Source organism: Paenibacillus sp. FSL H3-0310, from assembly GCF_038002785.1.
Lineage (GTDB): Bacteria > Bacillota > Bacilli > Paenibacillales > Paenibacillaceae > Paenibacillus_AQ > Paenibacillus_AQ odorifer.
In genome coordinates this window covers 589,192-606,667 of record NZ_JBBODC010000001.1, presented here as the reverse complement: position 1 = coordinate 606,667, position 17,476 = coordinate 589,192, and the positions used below count along the sequence as shown (strand labels likewise).

The 17,476-nt window shown below is 41.6% G+C and carries 19 protein-coding genes; 5 read left to right on the top strand and 14 right to left on the bottom strand.

The window, feature by feature from the left end; all coding sequences use genetic code 11:
• Positions 1 to 154: 154 nt before the first annotated feature.
• The 9 genes from MHH63_RS02855 to MHH63_RS02815 all read right to left on the bottom strand — a co-directional run bounded on the left by MHH63_RS02855 (position 155) and on the right by MHH63_RS02815 (position 8,080).
• Positions 155 to 628: a YhcH/YjgK/YiaL family protein gene (locus MHH63_RS02855; RefSeq protein ID WP_076281915.1), complete on the bottom strand. Its 474-nt coding sequence runs from the start codon at positions 626 to 628 to the stop codon at positions 155 to 157.
• A gap of 30 nt (positions 629 to 658) precedes the next feature.
• Positions 659 to 1,513 (bottom strand): MurR/RpiR family transcriptional regulator, encoded by an 855-nt coding sequence (locus tag MHH63_RS02850; RefSeq protein ID WP_051491079.1) that lies wholly within the window; start codon positions 1,511 to 1,513, stop codon positions 659 to 661.
• Between the two features lie 23 nt (positions 1,514 to 1,536).
• Positions 1,537 to 2,415: an ROK family protein gene (locus tag MHH63_RS02845; RefSeq protein ID WP_341171194.1), complete on the bottom strand. Its 879-nt coding sequence runs from the start codon at positions 2,413 to 2,415 to the stop codon at positions 1,537 to 1,539.
• Positions 2,416 to 2,438: 23 nt separating this feature from the next.
• A complete protein-coding gene (locus MHH63_RS02840; protein WP_341171193.1) occupies positions 2,439 to 3,128 on the bottom strand; it encodes an N-acetylmannosamine-6-phosphate 2-epimerase in 690 nt (229 codons plus the stop codon).
• A 24-nt stretch (positions 3,129 to 3,152) separates the two neighbouring features.
• Positions 3,153 to 3,995, bottom strand: a complete 843-nt coding sequence (locus MHH63_RS02835; RefSeq protein WP_081382492.1) for a carbohydrate ABC transporter permease — start codon at positions 3,993 to 3,995, stop codon at positions 3,153 to 3,155.
• Between the two features lie 13 nt (positions 3,996 to 4,008).
• The gene (locus MHH63_RS02830; protein ID WP_076129168.1) at positions 4,009 to 4,884 is read right to left on the bottom strand and encodes a carbohydrate ABC transporter permease; all 876 of its coding nucleotides are present in this window, start codon (positions 4,882 to 4,884) and stop codon (positions 4,009 to 4,011) included.
• Positions 4,885 to 4,968: 84 nt separating this feature from the next.
• A complete protein-coding gene (locus tag MHH63_RS02825) occupies positions 4,969 to 6,375 on the bottom strand; it encodes an ABC transporter substrate-binding protein (RefSeq protein ID WP_076129167.1) in 1,407 nt (468 codons plus the stop codon).
• A 147-nt stretch (positions 6,376 to 6,522) separates the two neighbouring features.
• Positions 6,523 to 7,200, bottom strand: coding sequence for an SGNH/GDSL hydrolase family protein (locus MHH63_RS02820; RefSeq protein WP_340033614.1), 678 nt, complete (start codon positions 7,198 to 7,200; stop codon positions 6,523 to 6,525).
• Positions 7,169 to 8,080: a dihydrodipicolinate synthase family protein gene (locus MHH63_RS02815; protein WP_038573110.1), complete on the bottom strand. Its 912-nt coding sequence runs from the start codon at positions 8,078 to 8,080 to the stop codon at positions 7,169 to 7,171. The genes MHH63_RS02820 and MHH63_RS02815 overlap by 32 nt, the downstream gene beginning before the upstream one ends.
• Before the next feature lie 507 nt (positions 8,081 to 8,587).
• On the opposite strand from MHH63_RS02815, the gene MHH63_RS02810 reads away from it, so the two are divergent.
• Positions 8,588 to 8,773 (top strand): hypothetical protein, encoded by a 186-nt coding sequence (locus MHH63_RS02810; RefSeq protein ID WP_036679656.1) that lies wholly within the window; start codon positions 8,588 to 8,590, stop codon positions 8,771 to 8,773.
• 200 nt (positions 8,774 to 8,973) lie between these two features.
• On the opposite strand, the gene MHH63_RS02805 is transcribed toward MHH63_RS02810, so the two are convergent.
• Positions 8,974 to 9,903, bottom strand: coding sequence for an aminoglycoside phosphotransferase family protein (locus tag MHH63_RS02805; RefSeq protein ID WP_341171988.1), 930 nt, complete (start codon positions 9,901 to 9,903; stop codon positions 8,974 to 8,976).
• A gap of 248 nt (positions 9,904 to 10,151) precedes the next feature.
• Here MHH63_RS02805 and MHH63_RS02800 point away from each other — a divergent pair, with 248 nt between their 5' ends.
• The 4 genes from MHH63_RS02800 (at position 10,152) to MHH63_RS02785 (ending at position 13,927) form a co-directional block, all read left to right on the top strand.
• Positions 10,152 to 11,363 (top strand): sugar efflux transporter, encoded by a 1,212-nt coding sequence (locus MHH63_RS02800; RefSeq protein WP_052097297.1) that lies wholly within the window; start codon positions 10,152 to 10,154, stop codon positions 11,361 to 11,363.
• Positions 11,364 to 11,450: 87 nt separating this feature from the next.
• Positions 11,451 to 11,999 (top strand): hypothetical protein, encoded by a 549-nt coding sequence (locus MHH63_RS02795; protein WP_076218769.1) that lies wholly within the window; start codon positions 11,451 to 11,453, stop codon positions 11,997 to 11,999.
• A 238-nt stretch (positions 12,000 to 12,237) separates the two neighbouring features.
• The gene (locus MHH63_RS02790) at positions 12,238 to 12,771 is read left to right on the top strand and encodes an RNA polymerase sigma factor (protein ID WP_076279971.1); all 534 of its coding nucleotides are present in this window, start codon (positions 12,238 to 12,240) and stop codon (positions 12,769 to 12,771) included.
• Positions 12,758 to 13,927 (top strand): DUF4179 domain-containing protein, encoded by a 1,170-nt coding sequence (locus MHH63_RS02785; protein WP_341171192.1) that lies wholly within the window; start codon positions 12,758 to 12,760, stop codon positions 13,925 to 13,927. The genes MHH63_RS02790 and MHH63_RS02785 overlap by 14 nt, the downstream gene beginning before the upstream one ends.
• A 98-nt stretch (positions 13,928 to 14,025) precedes the next feature.
• On the opposite strand, the gene MHH63_RS02780 is transcribed toward MHH63_RS02785, so the two are convergent.
• The 4 genes from MHH63_RS02780 to MHH63_RS02765 all read right to left on the bottom strand — a co-directional run bounded on the left by MHH63_RS02780 (position 14,026) and on the right by MHH63_RS02765 (position 17,448).
• A complete protein-coding gene (locus MHH63_RS02780; protein ID WP_303048570.1) occupies positions 14,026 to 14,160 on the bottom strand; it encodes a hypothetical protein in 135 nt (44 codons plus the stop codon).
• Positions 14,161 to 14,952: 792 nt separating this feature from the next.
• Positions 14,953 to 15,417: a phage tail protein gene (locus MHH63_RS02775; RefSeq protein WP_076219519.1), complete on the bottom strand. Its 465-nt coding sequence runs from the start codon at positions 15,415 to 15,417 to the stop codon at positions 14,953 to 14,955.
• A gap of 92 nt (positions 15,418 to 15,509) precedes the next feature.
• The gene (locus MHH63_RS02770) at positions 15,510 to 16,409 is read right to left on the bottom strand and encodes a hypothetical protein (protein ID WP_341171191.1); all 900 of its coding nucleotides are present in this window, start codon (positions 16,407 to 16,409) and stop codon (positions 15,510 to 15,512) included.
• Between the two features lie 622 nt (positions 16,410 to 17,031).
• Positions 17,032 to 17,448, bottom strand: coding sequence for a hypothetical protein (locus MHH63_RS02765; RefSeq protein ID WP_081386447.1), 417 nt, complete (start codon positions 17,446 to 17,448; stop codon positions 17,032 to 17,034).
• Positions 17,449 to 17,476 lie beyond the last annotated feature (28 nt).

Sequence of the window (17,476 nt, the reverse complement as noted above, 5' to 3'; positions counted from 1 at the left end):
AAAATCCTTAAGCTCTACAAAAAAAGCTTTAGGCATGTTAAGTTTACCACCAATCTTTATATTTTGTATATTTATAAATTTAGATATAAGTAAATAGAAGCGACGCAAAAAAGCTGACAGCGGAATGGTTCCACTACCAGCCTCAATCTCTATGTTATGGAGTTAGTAGATTTGTGTGGATTTTAATGACAGCTTTTTTAATCTGCTGCCCCGGTTGACCCATACCCGGTCTGTGAACATCATGAGGGAAAAAGACCGCGAACATTCCAGGCTTCAAAGATAACAATATTTCATCTGCTGATGGGGGATAAAGCGCATATTCTCCTTCGGCATCGTAAGGCTTAATGGGCTCGATCCCTTCTTGCAGGGGTGCCCAGCCAATCGTTTCTTCACCTTCGATCAGATAATGCACATCAATATAAGTCTCATGCTTCTCTGCGGCTTGTTCCTCCAGCGATTTTGCCTCCAAAGCCATAATCGAAGCATACATTTCGTTCCCGCGGATTTCGATTCGCCCAAGATCAGGATCATGTTGTAAGATTACTTTCAATTCCTCAATAGCCTCAACAATGACAGGATTCTCATACTTGATATGCTCTTCCCAAGATGACAAAGAACCTAAGATCATAACTTCCCATTCCCCTCACATCTTAATGTACTAAACCAGTTTCTCACTGACTGCTGAAGCTGTAGTTTCTTTATTGATTATGGATTGCTCACTAGTCTTCTTGAAATATTCTACATATAAAATATCAAGCAGATAGAGCTGCGATATCTTTGCAGATAATGAACCCCCTTGCAGCGGTCCTTCATTAGCACCACATAGCAGGGTCAGATCGGAGTACGAGGTTAACGGTGACTTTTCAAACCTGGTAATGGATATTACTTTGGCTCCTCGTTCCTTTGCTTTTCTTGCAACCTCAATGCTATCCTTGGTCGAGCCGGAATAAGAAATCACAACAGCGACATCCCGGTTAGACATCAACGCTGCCGACATCATCTGCAGATGTGAATCCATTAAACATTCCGTTTTGTTCGTAATGCGCATAAATTTAATCTTGGCTTCCATAGCTGTGACTAGAGAAGAGCCCACACCGAAAAACAATACACGTTCTGCATTAATCAAATACTCAATGGCCTCACTGATCTTCTGTATATCAATTAAATTATAGGTCTCGTTGAGTGCACTTACATTCGTGGTCAGCACTTTAGAAGCAACAGCTTCAATCGTATCATCCATCAGAATCTGATCGGTAAGCTGCGGGATCTCATTCTCCACAGTGATGCTATGTGCCAATGCGATCTTGAACTCTTGATACCCTTTATAACTTAAAGATTTGCAAAATCGAAATATACTTGATTCCCCAACATCACATGCATCTGCAAGATCAGTAATCGACATGTAGACTACACTTCTCGTATTCTCCAGTACGTAGTCCGCTACCTTCTTCTCCGTATTCGTCAAATTATTGTATTTAGAATGAATTGAAGAAAAAATACTGATTGTCCGCAAAAAAGCCCCTCCTTTTCAATAAATTAATGTACGAATAAGGAGGAAGCTCCCAGCAGACCTGCCTTATTCCCTAATGAGGCTTTAACAATTCTCACTCCCGCAAAGCTTTCCATAATCAAAGACTTCGTGCGCTCTTCTACCCTTCGAACCAAATCTTCTTGTTCCATTACGCCGCCACCAATAATAATCGCGGATGGATTGAAGATATGTGTGATAGAGGCTAAACCCACAGCCACTTCAGTAATCCATAGATCTAAAATACGTTCAAGCTGCTCATTTCCGCTCTGTATTTTATCAAATAAAGCTTTTCCGTCCGTGCATTCGGGATCTGCCAGCTGAGCCATCTTCACTAAAGCTGTAGTTGAAGCGTATTTCTCATAATACGGCAGTCCTTCTACTCCGGATGTGGCCGACAATGGGTGAGTAAAGATATGGCCAAATTCAGCCGCTACCCCATTAGCCCCTTTATAGATTTGGCGATTAATGACGATCGCACCGCCAATGCCTGTGCCAAAGGTTAGACATAAGAAATTGTTAAAGCTCTGAGCAGCTCCATAATAAGCTTCGCCTAATGCTGCTGAATTCACATCGTTCTCTACCATAACAGGTTTATGAAAATGATGGGTGACAATATCCTTAATTTTCATTCCAGTATATCTAGGTATATTTTCGTTAGCATAGACAATAAATCCTTCTTCTGCATTAACTTGGCCCGCGGTGCTTATGGCAATGGCATCAAAATGATCGTATTCTGCAATCTTTTCCAGCATTCTCGAGATTACATGGGGTCCCCCCAAGTAGCTTTCTGTTGTATACTCCTTGAAGTCATGTACATTCCCCTGTTTATCGCATATACACATCTTGGTATTGGTACCGCCAATATCTACGGCTACAATTCTCATTCCCATCTACCCTCTCTGGTGTTCTACTGAATAGCGTTCACAAACCGTTTCGTAATCTCCATCGGTCTCGTGATCGCAGAGCCAACCACTGCTGAATACACACCTAAATCAAACATGGTCTTTAATTCTTCAGGAGTGGAAACCCCACCTTCAGCTATAACGGGAACAGAGAAGTTGTTGACGATTTGCTGAACCAATTCAAAATCTGGCAAGTTGCGGCCTTTAGTGGCCTCGGTATAACCGCTCAAGGTAGTTCCTATCAGATCAAATCCCAGCTCAACAGCCTTCGCAGCTTCCGCAAATGTAGAACAATCCGCCATAAACAGTTGATCTTTATAGGTCTCTTTTAAAAATGGAAAAAGTTCAGAAATAGTAGATCCGTCCGGGCGAATACGGTCTGTAGCATCCATAGCAATGATATCTACCCCTTCGCGGTACAGCTCATCGACTTCCTTTTGAGTGGGTGTAATAAAGACTTCAGAGCCTTCATACACCTTTTTGATTATCCCAATGATCGGCAGATTCACTTGCTTTTTGATTTCTTGAATATCCGCTACGCTGTTTGCCCGAATTCCAGAAGCCCCGCCTAAGTAAGCAGCATAAGCCATTCTCCCCATAATAAACGGGCTATGCAGCGGTTCTTCTGGTAAGGCTTGACTGGAGACGACTAGTTTATGTTTTATTTTTTTAAGTACATTATTTTCAGTATTCATCAGTAACCCACTCCACATTTTTATTTATTCTTTAACTGCTCCTGCCGTAATCCCATTGGTGAAGAACCGTTGGAATAACATGAACACTAGCAACATCGGAATTGCAGCGATGGTAGCTCCGGCCATTTTATAAGCGAAATTAGGATTCAAATCCTGCATTAAGGTCGCAGTACCAACCATTAATGTTTTCATTTTGTTCTCTTGGCCTATAACCAGCTGCCACAAGTAATCATTCCAGACTTGCACGAAATTTAGAATAAATAAGGCTCCAATACCAGGTTTGACAATAGGTAACATGATGCGCGTGAAGATTCTCCATTCATTTGCACCATCTATTCTCCCGGCTTCTCTTAAGGCATTAGGGGTTAAATCGAAGAATCCCTTTAATAGGAACACTCCAAATGCACCCGCCACGTTCGGCCAAATCATACCGTTATAACTATTTACCATTCCAAATTGTTGGGTGATCCGGAATAAGGGTACTATCATAATTTCTTTAGGAATCATCAAACTTGATATAAAGATAATGAAGATTATATTTTTACCTTTAAAATTAATCTTTGAGAACGCATAGGCGGCCATAGAGCCTACAACAATAACCAAAATAGTAGAAATACCAGATACATAAATACTATTAAACGTCCATCTTAAAGCCGGCTGGTTCTGAAATACATCCACATAGTTGGAGAATGTAATCGATTTGGGCCACCAGTCTGGAGGCATCTTCACAACATCCGAGCTGTTTTTAAGTGAACTTGTGAATAACCAATATAGTGGAAAAAGATTAAGGAGTGCGAAGAGGATAATGATCACATTCGATATCACATCAAACTTCTCTCTCTTTTTCTTGTTTTTAATCTTCGACATGTTGTATTCCCCCTCACTTCACCTTAATCATGCTTCGTAGCTGTGGCACAGACAATATCAATGTAATCACGAACATGATAACCCCTACCGCAGAAGCTACACCGAGTTGGTTATATTTAAAGGCATTATTATAAAGGTAGTACATCAGCGTTACGGAGGAATTGTTCGGTCCGCCACCGGTCAATAACTGAATAACTACAAAGATTTTTAATACGGCAATAATATTGATAATCGTAATATAAGTTGTTGTAGGTCCTACCGAAGGAATCAGGATCTTTGTAATCACTTGCCATCTGCTAGCACCATCGATTTCTGCTGCTTCAAAAAGCTCTTTCGAGACACCAATCATCGCAGCTATATACAGAATAATTGCCTGGCCCACGTTAGTTGCGAAGGTTACAAATATCACGACTGGCAGAACCGTCTTTGGATTTCCCAGCAGATTAATCGTCCCTAGTCCCATGTCTTTATATAGATAAGAGATAAGTCCGTTAGCCGGATTCAGCAAAAAGCTCCAGACCATACTCATAACCACCATGGACACCATTACCGGGATATAATAACTTCCTCTAATAAAGGAAACGTACTTAGCATTCTTATCAAATACCGCAGAGGCTACGAACAATGCAAACCCCACTGTAAGTAGAACGATAAATATTACGAACACAACGGTGTTGATGGTAGCCTTAAAAAATACCGGATCATTAAACAATGTGGTGTAATTGGCAAAACCCACAAACTTCTCGCTGTCATAATTAATCTGGTATAGACTCAGCCGCATCCCTTCTAAGATCGGATAGACAAGAAAGGCTAAGAATACTATCATCTGAGGTAAAATAAACAGATAACCTGTAATATTCTCTTTTAGGTAATTACTACGTAGTTTCATATCGTTTACCTTTCTAATTAACAGCCCCAGAGTCTCTTCAGACCCTAAAGGCTGTCAATCGTGTATTGTTTATCTGGTCTTAGATTATTGGAAAATTACAGAGCCAGCTTTATTGGTCTCAATCACCTTGTTACCACTTGCCTGATAATCTTGCACAAATTGTTCCGGTGTCTTAGCTCCCATGTAAAGTGCTTGTAGCTCTGGATATAAAACCTCTCTTAATTGGCTGTATCCTGGAACGTTGCCTGTGAAGTTGAACAAATATTTAGAGTTGGCATCGTAAGCTGCAAACAGTGGATTTTCTGCTTTAAGTGCTTCGGCTACAGAACTTCTTACAGGAATACCATTCTTAGAGGATTTAACTAACTCAGGATCGCTTGAGAAGAACTTCACGAAATCCTTAGCTACTTCAGTCTTCTTAGCATCTTTGGACTTGAATACACTAGCGCCTACTACATAAGTAAAGGATAGAGGATCTCCGCTTTCCGACGGAATATTAGCAAGTCTCATATCGAATTTCGCTGCCGTACCGTCCGCCATATTTGCTTTCGTACCATTAAATAGAATCGGGTTAGTGAAACTGATTGCTAATTGCTGATTTTGGAACATAGCATTGGCATCATTAGAAGAAACAGATTCTGCGCCTGGATTTGTATATCCGCCGTCATATAGGTTTTTCAGCCAAGTTGCAGCTTTAACTCCGTTCTCATCATTCAGGACAATGTTGCCTTGATCATCAAAGAACTTATTGCCGAACATTCTCATATAGGCAAGGTTCCATGTATCGCCCTGATTATTTACAGCGAATAATGCCATTGGATATGCATTGGAATACTTATCCTTCGGCAGATTGTTTTTCAGACCCTCAAGAATTTGTTGATATTCATCCAAGTTCCAAGTTTTGATTTCGGATTCTTCACCCACAAACTTTTCTAAGCCTGCTGCTTTAAACATGTCCGCGTTGTAAACCAAGGTGCCTGGGTTGTGCTGGAATGGATAGAAATAAATATCTTCTCCGAACGTTACAGCGTCCCAGTAGTTTTGAGCAATATCGCTTTTCGCGTCTTCATCAATGATGTCGGTCAAAGGAACCAATGCTCCCCGGTGAACGTAATCCCCCATCGGGAATACACTCTCAAAGAACACATCTGGAGGTGTTCCTCCGCTTAAGTTAACGTTAAGCAATTGATCGCGCTGATCTCCAGCAATGACCTCTATTTGAATATCTGCATCGTATTTATCATATTGTGCTTTGAATTTCTCAGCGGCATGCTTTAGGAAGCTATCATAGTCCGCGCCTGCCTCCGTGGCATCCACAACACCCTTCCACTGTGGAGTCAGCCATACTCTGATCGCCACTTTTTCCTTCCCAGACGCAGAAGAATTATCGGATGTATTAGAGCTCGCAGCATTGTTACCTGAGCAACCTGAAATTAAAGAAATAATCACCATTAGCGCAAGCATTGCCGAGAGTAAACGTTTTTTCTTCATTTATAAACCTCCCTAAAAGTTTTGTGAGCATTACCTTCTCTGAATCGCTACGTACAAAACTCGCATCGAAAGCATACGCTTAAAGTTTTGTGAGCATTATCTTCTCTGAATCTCTTCGTACAAAACTCGCTCGAAAGCATAGAACCTTTAATTTAAAATCCGTTTGGCATGGTATTGCACTAAATCGGCCATGCTGCGATGTCCTTGCGGATCAAGATGCATATAATCAATTTCATTCATCGATACATGGTCTCTGGAATCTACAAAGTGGATACCAGTTCCCGTTAGCAAAGCTGCAAGATGCTCAGCGAGCTCCATAGACTTCTCACTACATCCGCTACCCATTGGTTTGCCAATAGGGGTATGAATATACTCTGCTCCAATCGGAGGGGGCGCGATTACTAGAACCTCTGGAGCCTTCCCCTCAGGTCCTGCACCGCTACCTTTAGCTTTAAGAGCCAGCCTAACAATACCTTGTGCGATGTTATAAGAAGTTAATCCAAACCTTTCTTTGGTATCATTGGTTCCAAGCATGATCACAACCAAGTCTAATGGCGAATGTGACATCAGGCAGGGATAGATATAGGAAATTCCAGAAAGTCCTTCAAATAGAGGGTCCTCACTGACACTTGTTCTGCCGGGAAGCCCTTCTTCGATCATTCGGTAGGCGTCACCCAATTCTGTATGAAGAATTCCCGTCCAACGAATATCATCCTTAAATCTGCGGTCTGTCTCTGCGTCGTAGCCCCAAGTATTAGAATCGCCAAAGCATACGATGGATTTCTTCATTGTCTTAACCGCAATATCTTTCAATAGCTTGATCAATCAATTTCATAATGTCTGCGATCGGACCAGCATCTTCAGCGGCTACTGCCTCAAGCGGTGCTCTTACGCTACCAATGTTTACGCCTCTTAATTTTAGAATCTCTTTTATTCCGGCATACATGGCACCTTTCAGCGAACAAAGGGCGATGATAATATCGTTGATATCGCTTTGAATTTGTCCAGCTTCTTCGAACTTACCAGCCTTAACAAATTCATTAGCTTGCAGGAACAGCTCAGGCATAACCGCATAGGTTCCACCGATTCCCGCATCCGCTCCCATGATTCTTCCCGCAACATATTGTTCATCCGGTCCATTAAATACCACTACATCTTTTCCACCCACTCTTTTGAATCTTTCAATATCCATAGTCGGCATGGAGGAGTTCTTCACACCAATCACCTTTTTGTTCGCAAGCAGCTTCTCAAATAGGGACGGAGTCAGTGTATATCCAGTAGTCTGAGGAATGTTGTAGATGATGAAGCTTAGAGGGGTTGCCTCCATAATCTCGCTCCAATATTTATAGACTGCACTATCAGGTAACTTGAAATATATAGGCGGGATTGCGGATAATGCATCGTATCCTAAGGTTGCAGCATGTTTCGCTAACTCAATACTATCTCTAGTGGAAGGGGCACCCACGTGGGCAATCAGTGTCATTTTACCTTTCAGGTTACTAGCTACGTAGCTTAGTACCGCTTTGCGTTCGTCGAGACTCTGGTAAATACATTCTCCTGAGCTGCCTCCCACATATACACCTTGAACTCCTTTTTCAAATAAGTAATCACATAAAGCATGCGTCCGGGATTCCGAAATATTTCCTTGATCGTCATAGCAGGCATAAAAGGCAGGTATAATTCCGTGGAACTTTGTGAGTGTCATTGTTAATCCCCCTTAAGTTGTGAGCGGTTTCTTTTCTACATAAACAAAATATCATTATATTTTGCTTTTGTAAATTATTTTCTCTATTTTTAGAAAAATAAAATTTATTTCCACCAATCTTATTTATGATTAGCAAAATAATGGTTTTCAGTGCAACTCGCAGCTAATAATCATTTATTTTTCCATATTCATTAGAAAATAATCCTGTAAATTCTCCACCCTAAATTTATTTCTTCAGGGCAGTATTTGTTGGATATACGGATGTAAAATAATTTAAAAAGGTGGTACTAATGAGTATCCTTTCAGCTTCGTTAAAAATGTCTCCTACAGGGAGACACTTCTCTCCAGATGAAGCACAAAACCTAAATAACACACAATGTTCACTGAATAATCTGTGTTTTTCAGACGGACACACCTTTTAAAAAATGGAGTTTAGGATTATAATGAAAGCGTAAACAAAGAACAACAAAATCTATTTTGTTTCTTCGCCAAAGGAGGCTGGAGGAAATGCTAGCAGGACTTAAGGAACTTAAAAATTGGGTGACAGAAAACTGGAATCCAACATTGAATACAGGTAATGAGGACTACCGGAAAATGGAGTACTCCGTGGAGCGCCATCTGCACACTCCGCAATCTCCGAAACCACTTAGCTATGAAGAAGAGGCTCGCATCAAGACCGTTAAATTTCATTAACTAACCCTTCAGATAAAGATTGATTCATAACGAAGACATCAGACCGCCAGTTCTGGAAGCAATTTCAGTGGATGCGGTCTTTTATTATGCCTTGTAGTTGTATACCGAAAAAACCTCCTCCACCCTAAAGGGTGAAGAAGGCTAATAGGTTACTTTCAAGGACATGGCAGTAGGTTATCAATTCAAAGGCCTTGTTTAGTTCATCCTTCGATAAACCTCAGCGCGCGTTCCGATTGATAATCAGCTAGGCCTTGGGCGAATTGTTGATCAGGAAATCCTCTATGCAGCAGCTTTAATCCACCTGAAGTTAAGGAGACATGATGGTGGAATTGATAAAATAACAGCCTATCATGATCCAGAGCATCGTTCTTTAAGTACCGGTAGAAATCCCCAAATCTCATCTGCAAAAAACTATGCTCATGCTCAATATCATAAAACATTGCTCCTTCGATATCGATCAAGAAAGGTTCCAGTTTATCGTTAACCATAACATGGTCAGGACCCAGTTCCCCGTGAATAAACCCATATTGCTGTCTGGGTTGAATTTTTGATTCAAGCTCGTACAACTTATCGAGCAGTTTGCTTTGATTAGACCTGATCTTCTCAATATGTTGGGAGGCATAGGCTAGCTGTACTTTCGCATTTTCCATTTGTAATAAATGACATTGCCCCATGCTGCTCTCGTTAGCATTTGCTTTCCCAAAAACATGCCTCTCGTGGGTATGCATAGCAGTAAGCATCTCCCCCACACGCTGAAAAACTTTATCTTGAACACGTAACTCGGGATGATGAAAATAGATTTCTGCCATTCTTCCATCTATATATTCAACCAGAGCATAATCGAAAGAGTAACGATCTCTTACCTTATTCAGATCATAAAGAGCAGGGGTCTGAATTCCATGTTGTGTTAAGTACCTGTTATTTAATTCGAATAAATGACTTCCATAGGATTGTTCGTTTATATCTTCATTTTCTTTTTCTTCTTTAAAATAATTCATAGAAAGATCCCACACATACAAAACGCAGGAAAATCCATTACTGCACTCAATCTTGTAGACCACCTTTTGTGCGCCGCCATGCATGCGCGAAACACGAGCAACGAAATAACTGCTGCCAAAAACCCTACTAATATAATCCTGTAAGTCAGCCTTATCGAGATGACAAGTAACGTCCATTAACAACACTCCATTTATTAGGTTTTGCCGGCTTCACAATAGTAAATAAAATCCAGCCGAAAGTATAGACTTATTCTTTCTGATCAATTATGATGTTGAATAAGGTCTTGAAAAAAACAAGCATACAAAAAGCCGTTGGAATTCATTTCAACGGCTTTTTTTTATGAAATATCTAAACAAATATAGAGGAGTACTTTCACAACATGTTCAAACGACTAACTGCACTATTTTCGATTCCCTCTTATGGCTTACTCTTTTTATGTATGTTACTGCAGGGGATGGGGATTTCACTCAGCGCACCCTTTTTATCCATTTATTTTACGGAGCAGCTTGGAGTATCTGTCGGGCTGTTTGGTGTTTTTCTGGCCACCACGTTAATTGCCGGGATATGGATCAGTACACTAATCGGAAGACGCTCTGACCTCGGCTTAAATCGAAGAAACATTTACCTTGTCTCCACGCTCTGTAATGCTCTGGCTTATAGCGGATACTTGCTCATTGGGGATTTTACGATCTTATTCATCTACATGATTGTGTTCACCGCCCTCGGTGCACCAGGGATGCCTCAATTGTTCGCCATAGCTAGAGAAGCAGTGAATAAGAGCGATTTTACGGATACTGCATTTGCAAATTCTACCTTGCGTTCTGCTTTCTCTCTCGGCTTTATTACAGGTCCTTTAATCGGTACTCTGCTAATTGCTGCTGTTGGGTTTAAGGGGATTTTCTCGGGCACCATCGGAGTATTCCTGCTGGTTGCCTTACTTATCTCGCTATTCCTGAAATCAAATACAGAAGTGAAAAGCAGTACTGCAGAAGTAAAAGTAAAAAGTTTCCGGTTGGGTCAGAACCGTAATGTTCTGCTTCCTTTTCTGATTATGATACTAATGTATGTAGCCCACTGGACGAGTAGCATCAATACTGCCCTTTTTATTACCAACAATCTAGGGGGAACAACAAGCGATGTTGGTTTAGTCAGCAGTATTTGTGCTGCGCTGGAAATTCCTTTTATGATCATGCTGGGACTACTTAGTGCGAAATACAGTAACCGAATCCTGATGATGTGCGGAGCCATTTTCGGAGGAGCTTATTATCTCGTTGTCATTACTTCAGGCGCGATGTGGCAAATGCTTGCAGCCCAAATTTTGCTTGCCTTTTTTGTTGCCGTTATTTCAGCGATTGGCATTAGCTACATTCAGGATCTGCTTCCAAACATGCCTGGGTATGCATCCACACTCTACTCTAATTCATCCACGATCGGCAGACTGATTGGCAGTCTTGTTGGCGGGTTATTAGCTAGTGTTGTTGGGTACCGGTATTCATTTGTACTCTGTTTCATACTCGTCATTATTTCTACAATCATGCTTGCGGTAAGCGGACGTTACTCTGTAGATGATCCACAAAAGCTAGCGATTTAATCCACTTTTTCGGGCTTCATTCAGCCCTTGAAACTTCTCCATATTTTCTCGCGACTAACTAACATATCTTTAAAAAGGTGGGGTTAGATGTTAAAAACTATTGCAAGAATGCTCATGTTGATGTCTTTAATCTTTCTGGCAGCATGTGCAGGGGATGTTAAACCCATCGAGGAGCCGAACACAGGAGCAAATACGCCAACCCAAAGTCCAGCGATGAATACGCAGAAGCCGCAAAACACAGAACCCAAGCAGCCAAATGAAACCAGCTTTAAAGCAGAATTGTCGATAAATCTGAAATCATATTCAGATCAATTGACAGAGTATGATCTCCCCGCACTTGAAGTGCTGGAAAAAAACCTAACTGCTTTGGTTGAGCATGACCACACACTTTTCCAATCCGGGTTCGTAAACAAAAAACTAGCAGATGCTATGGAACCTTATTATGACGAACAATATCAGTACAAATTCACAGACATCGAAAGCATCGATTCCATGTTACCCAACGAACATCAGGTAAATATAACGGTGACCGGACAACGCTTGGATATGGCCGCAAAGACCGTTGAAAATGTAAAAATGCTATACGCTATTCGGCCAAACGATCAAGGGGAATGGGTCATTTATATCATTGATTGATTGACTGATTGATTGACTAACTGACTGACTAGCTTTTGAAAATCGTCGTCCGATTCCTGACAGGGAATTTGAACGGCGATTTTTTTGTGAAAAAAAACCAATTTCTCCCCTTGCTAGCATTGCGAGATGCGGAGAATGGAATCATGTTTGTGGTAACCTTCTAGCTACCTACCCGATCTAATATTTAAGTAACGTTACGAACATCCTAAGACTTCTAGTCAAGAAAGCAGGTAAATCTTTGCATATAGATCCTATTGTCGTCAAAGCCAAAGCTGGAGACCCTGAAGCATTCGTGCAGTTGATGCAGGAGATAGAGTTACCTTTATACAGAACTGCAAGGTCCATCGTCAACAAAGAAGAAGATTGTGCAGATGCCCTGCAGGAGACGATGCTTAAAGCCTTTAAGAACATCCATACACTCAGAGAGCCCGCTTTTTTCAAAACGTGGATCTTCCGGATTCTGATTAATGAATGCAATAAAATGCTCAAAAACAACTCAAGATCCCTCCCTTATGGAGAGCTTCCCGAAATCCCTTCCACTTCCAAGGATTATGAGAAAATCGAATTATGGGATGCCGTTCAACATCTTGAGGAGAACCTCCGGATTGTCATTCACCTTCATTACCTACAGGACATGCCGATCCGTCAAATTTCCGACATTCTCGAAATTTCTACGGTTGCTGTGAAGACCCGGCTGCATCGCGCCCGCAAAAAGCTAAAGCATTCATCTCAATTCAATCAAGAAATGGAGTTGCGACATGGTAAACACTAAGTTAGAAGAACAGTTAAAGAACTGCCAAAGCCTACTTCCCGCTCAGTTATCGGATATTGCCCGCTCCAAACTGAATGAGACTTACCAAATCATCAGGGAGACCGATAATTCCACTTCCCCCATTCAGAGAAAGATGGATGCATCAAGAACTTTTAATAAGTGGTTGATTTCCACTGCAGCCGCTGCAATTCTTGGAGTTACAGTCCTTGCTTCCGGCTTTGTATCGCCCGCAATGGCTGGTGCACTCAAGCAAATTCCGGTTTTGGGACAAATCTATTCATTATGGGGCGAAAAAAACTTAGATCCCGGTGTTCAACAAGCCGGGGATTTCATCACAAACGTAAACCAAAGCGTGACCCATAGCGAGGTGACCATGAATATCCCAACGTTGTTATTTGACGGAACCCGAATTCTTATGAACCTAACCACTCCTGGAAACCGTTTGGCTTCGGAGCCCAATTCGCCGCCTTCAGATGCCAATAAAGGCGCGGTGGATAAGTTTGAGGTTCTCTATAAAGGTCAACCTCTGCTCTGGAGTTACGAACACATGGATGGTGAGACTGCTTCCAGCATAATGGTTCAGGTTTTGAACACTTATTATGATCCGAGCACAACAACACAGACTGTCCAGTTCCCTGATCAGTTTGACTTGACTGTAAATGTAACGTTAAAGGGTTACGATGTCCCGTTCGAATTCGTTCTGCCTGTTACCAAATCAACGCCTGTTACCGCACTAACTTCAGAGGAGACCAAGCATCACGATAACATTAACTTGCAGATCAGTAAGGTAGAAATCACCCCAATCACAACGCAGGTATCCATTGAGTACAAAACCAAACCGGGCCAGAGCGTAGAAGAAATGCTCGCTTCTATCCCTTCGAAATATAAGGGTGCTAACGGGGGCGTCATCGCTCTTCAATTTGACATTGTCGATGAACGTGGCGTTCGACTGAAGCCCATCGGTGCTCACCCCTTAAGCGAATCTTATAATGTTCGTTTTGAACCCTTCAAGACTATACCGAATACCGTAACCATCAAACCGTACTTAGTCGTTTCCGAAGGTCAAGCCCCAGCTGGGACTAAAGGACTGTGGGAAGACAACAATATGGTCAAGGAATATATCCCTGAGCTGGAGACTGTACTTTCGGTCCAATAGTTCATTTGTAAAAGGGTATGCAAAACTACAAAAGACGAAGCCATAATAGGCTTCGTCTTTATATTTAGATGGCTTCAGGTAGGTTCAATCCAATAAGGTTATTTTGATGAAGCCAGCTTCGATAATTTGTCGGCAATATCTTCGGCTTGTAATAAGGAGGAGTATGAATCTGCTGCAAAATATTTTTCCATATCAATCTCAATCATTCGATTGTTTTTGACCGCATCCAACATCTTCCATGTCGCTGGCAACTTAGGCGGTTCTTTGTCCTTTACGGTAAGGACAATAACGTAGTCACTGAAGCTAGAATAAAAAGTGGACAGTAGTTAACAGACTGGCGATAATGAGTCCACGGAGGTGTGTTCACATGGGAGAACATCGACAACGGTATAACGAAGAATTTAAAAACAGACAGTGCAGTTCATTCAAGAGCAAACAAAGACAGTGGGCGACTTGGCGGAAGAGCTTAACATCCCAAAAAGTACCCTGCATCAATGGAGTATATGTTGCTGTTTACTCTGTCTACGTATCACATGTTGGCGAATATCCACCAGTTGAACCGTACATTCCACCGTTTCAGCTACTCCAGCTCTTATCTACGGGATTTATACCGTACATTTCACCGTTTCAGCTACTCCAGCTCTTATCTACGGGATTTATACCGCACATTTCACCGTCCCAGCCACTTCAGCTCTTTTCTACGGGATTTATACCGTACATTCTACCGTTTCAGCCACCTCAGCTCTTATCAACGGGATTTATACCGTACATTCCACCGTTTCAGCTACTCCAGCTCTTATCTACGGGATTTATACCGTACATTCTACCGTCCCAGCTATTCATGCAAAATAATTATGAAGTACGCTCGCAACTCCAGTTTTCGTTGCCCTATATAATAAATTCGGCCTCTTGAATGAGAGTCCATTCCCATAGATAACCTACGCAAATTATCTATATCGGCAAGATTTAGGGCCATCCTTTTACAGGATGGCCCTCTCATTGATTAAGTTGCAATTTTGCTAACCTTAATACTCTCCTTTAATTACAAAAAACGAACCCCGAATTGTTCCGGCTAGCTTGGACTTCTGCCTAGCAAACTTAAACTTCTCTTCTAGCTCCTTTGGGATCTCCATCCCCTCAGAAAGCTTAAAACCAACAGCCCGCTTCTTAGGGTCATCCACCGTATACATAACGTTCACCGCAAGACCATCCTCATAAAAGACATAAGCGAATTTAATATCTTCCACTTGAAAACGCGATGTTTCTAAAGGTTTGGCCGCAAACTCAATATCGCGTTCTTCTTTTAAAATTCGGTTCACATAATCAAGGGTCTCCTGACTTTCGCTGGCTCGTACAACCGTAAACTCATGTTTGTATTTGTTCATAAAGTAACGGGCCTCATTAGCACGCAGACCAGCAAGTGCATCTACTACAGGTGAAGATTCTAACCCAACCGTAGACACATTTTTAAAATCAACGATATAGGACATTTTCATCTCTCCTTTTCTCTCATTATTACCAAAAAAACTTATCGTTACTTAGGATACGGTTCGCGTGTTGTCTGTAACGGCAAGTTTCTGTGTTAACTGCTGTGCTCTTTTTCTATTAAAGTGACCATCTCACGCTTCCACTTTTCTCGCTCCTCTGGCGGGATCGGCTCCCCTTTGTCATACAGAAATCTAATCATATAGAACCCATCCTTCGTAAGCAGGCTGGTAACAAGTTCATGTTCTAATACATTATTGTTCATCAACTGCGTCTCCACTATAGAGCTATTAACAGTCTGATGCAGTACTTGAGCGGTCAACAAGGTCTCTTGGGAGATATAATCCGCTGTATGCTTCTCTACAGAAGATGCCTCTATCTTATCAAAATAATTAATCGTGAACGTATGCGAAGGTTCGTACCGATGGTATTCTCCCAGCGGATAATATCCGATAAATTGACTGTTACTGTAGACATGGAATGTTGCAGGTACATAGCTATCAAGTTGAAAATACGGGATGAATCGCGCAATGCCTGAATTGATCTCTTCTCCAGGAGGAATGACCGCATCCACACCACTAAGGAAATCACCCTTCTTATCTACATAAATCGTGCTATACGGGCTGTACCTCGTAATCCAAATTGAACCATTTTCCTTCACAGCCTCAACGTAATAACTGATAATTTGATTTCTTTTTTCCTCACGTTCATCGGCGGGGTTGATACAGGTATGAATGTGCTTCCGAGTGTATGTAAAGACTGCTTTAGTGGCATCCATTGACAGCAATTCAAATTCGAGAATTTCAGATTTTATATTATAGATTTGAAATGTCATCATTAATTGAAAATGATTTAAAAAGGACATTCCCCTCTTATCTGGATGAAATCTTTTGCTCAAACCTTCTTCATCCTTATCCATATAAGCCTGCTCCAAGCCTTCAACCAGGGCCTGCAGTTCCTCTTTTGTGATGCCTTTATTTTTCTTAAAGAAAAACATGTCTTCTCTCCCCTCATCATCAGTCTACTGCCAATTACTTGCTCCTATTTATTATACGGGCACACCTGTGTACTTTTCTAGTTATGAAGAAACCATCCCTGACAAAGGAATGGTTTCTTTGAGTAGGTATACCTTTCGGTCATCCCTACATTTTAAAATGTTCACGAACTAACCTAAATTGTTCTTCTACGCTCATGTTTGCTGTTCTTTCTATGGTTTTGATGCCCAGCCTAGTGCATTCTCTCTTCCGGGATAAACGGTAATATAAATTCAGGCATTATTCCTAAATCTATTAGGATTGGTTGGTCATCAGGTAACTTCAGCAAGTCAATAATAAAGAATTCCATCATCTCTTCGACCACTTGAAATAACCATTGGCTAGAGATCGTCCTCTAATGTTTAAAAACCTAATTCCTCTACGAACTTCTTGGTTTAATTGTTCTTTCAAATAATTATTATTTATCTTCATCCAACACACCCCATTTATATTTCAAAAAGCTTACTCTGACACGTTGGTTGTGAGCGTTTGGCGGATTCTTATCTTTCTAGACAAAAAAAAGCCTTCCCACCCAAAAGGGTGAAGAAAGCTTAAATGTGTATCCCCAAAATATGGGCAGCTATATTAGGTTTTCGTACCTGAGGGTGTCTTAGTCAATTGCTCCTCCAGCCACCTTATCGCCTCAGCCTCTCCAGAGAAGGCGCCTCCGGGGCAGCCGTAGGTTCTTTTAGTGGACAACGCTGTAACTGGCTTGTAGACAGCAAGCAACTTTGCATTCTGCATTACGACCGCGATGCCTGAACAATATTGGGCGATTTCCCGCTTGTTCATCTTGCACCAGTTCATATACAGCTGTGTGACCGCACGCTCTGGACGTGTGTTTTTCTCAGCAGAATGCACCATCAGCAGGCCGAAGGCAGATCGGCGCGCGAGCAGTTCTTCCCAATAAGCGATATATTCTTCTACTGTCTCCTGATCAAACGCCTCCCCCAAACTAAGGCTTATGATCGGCCAAGCGGATTCATCCTTTGTTATAGCCATACGTTTCCCTCCTAAAATGTGCCGAGCA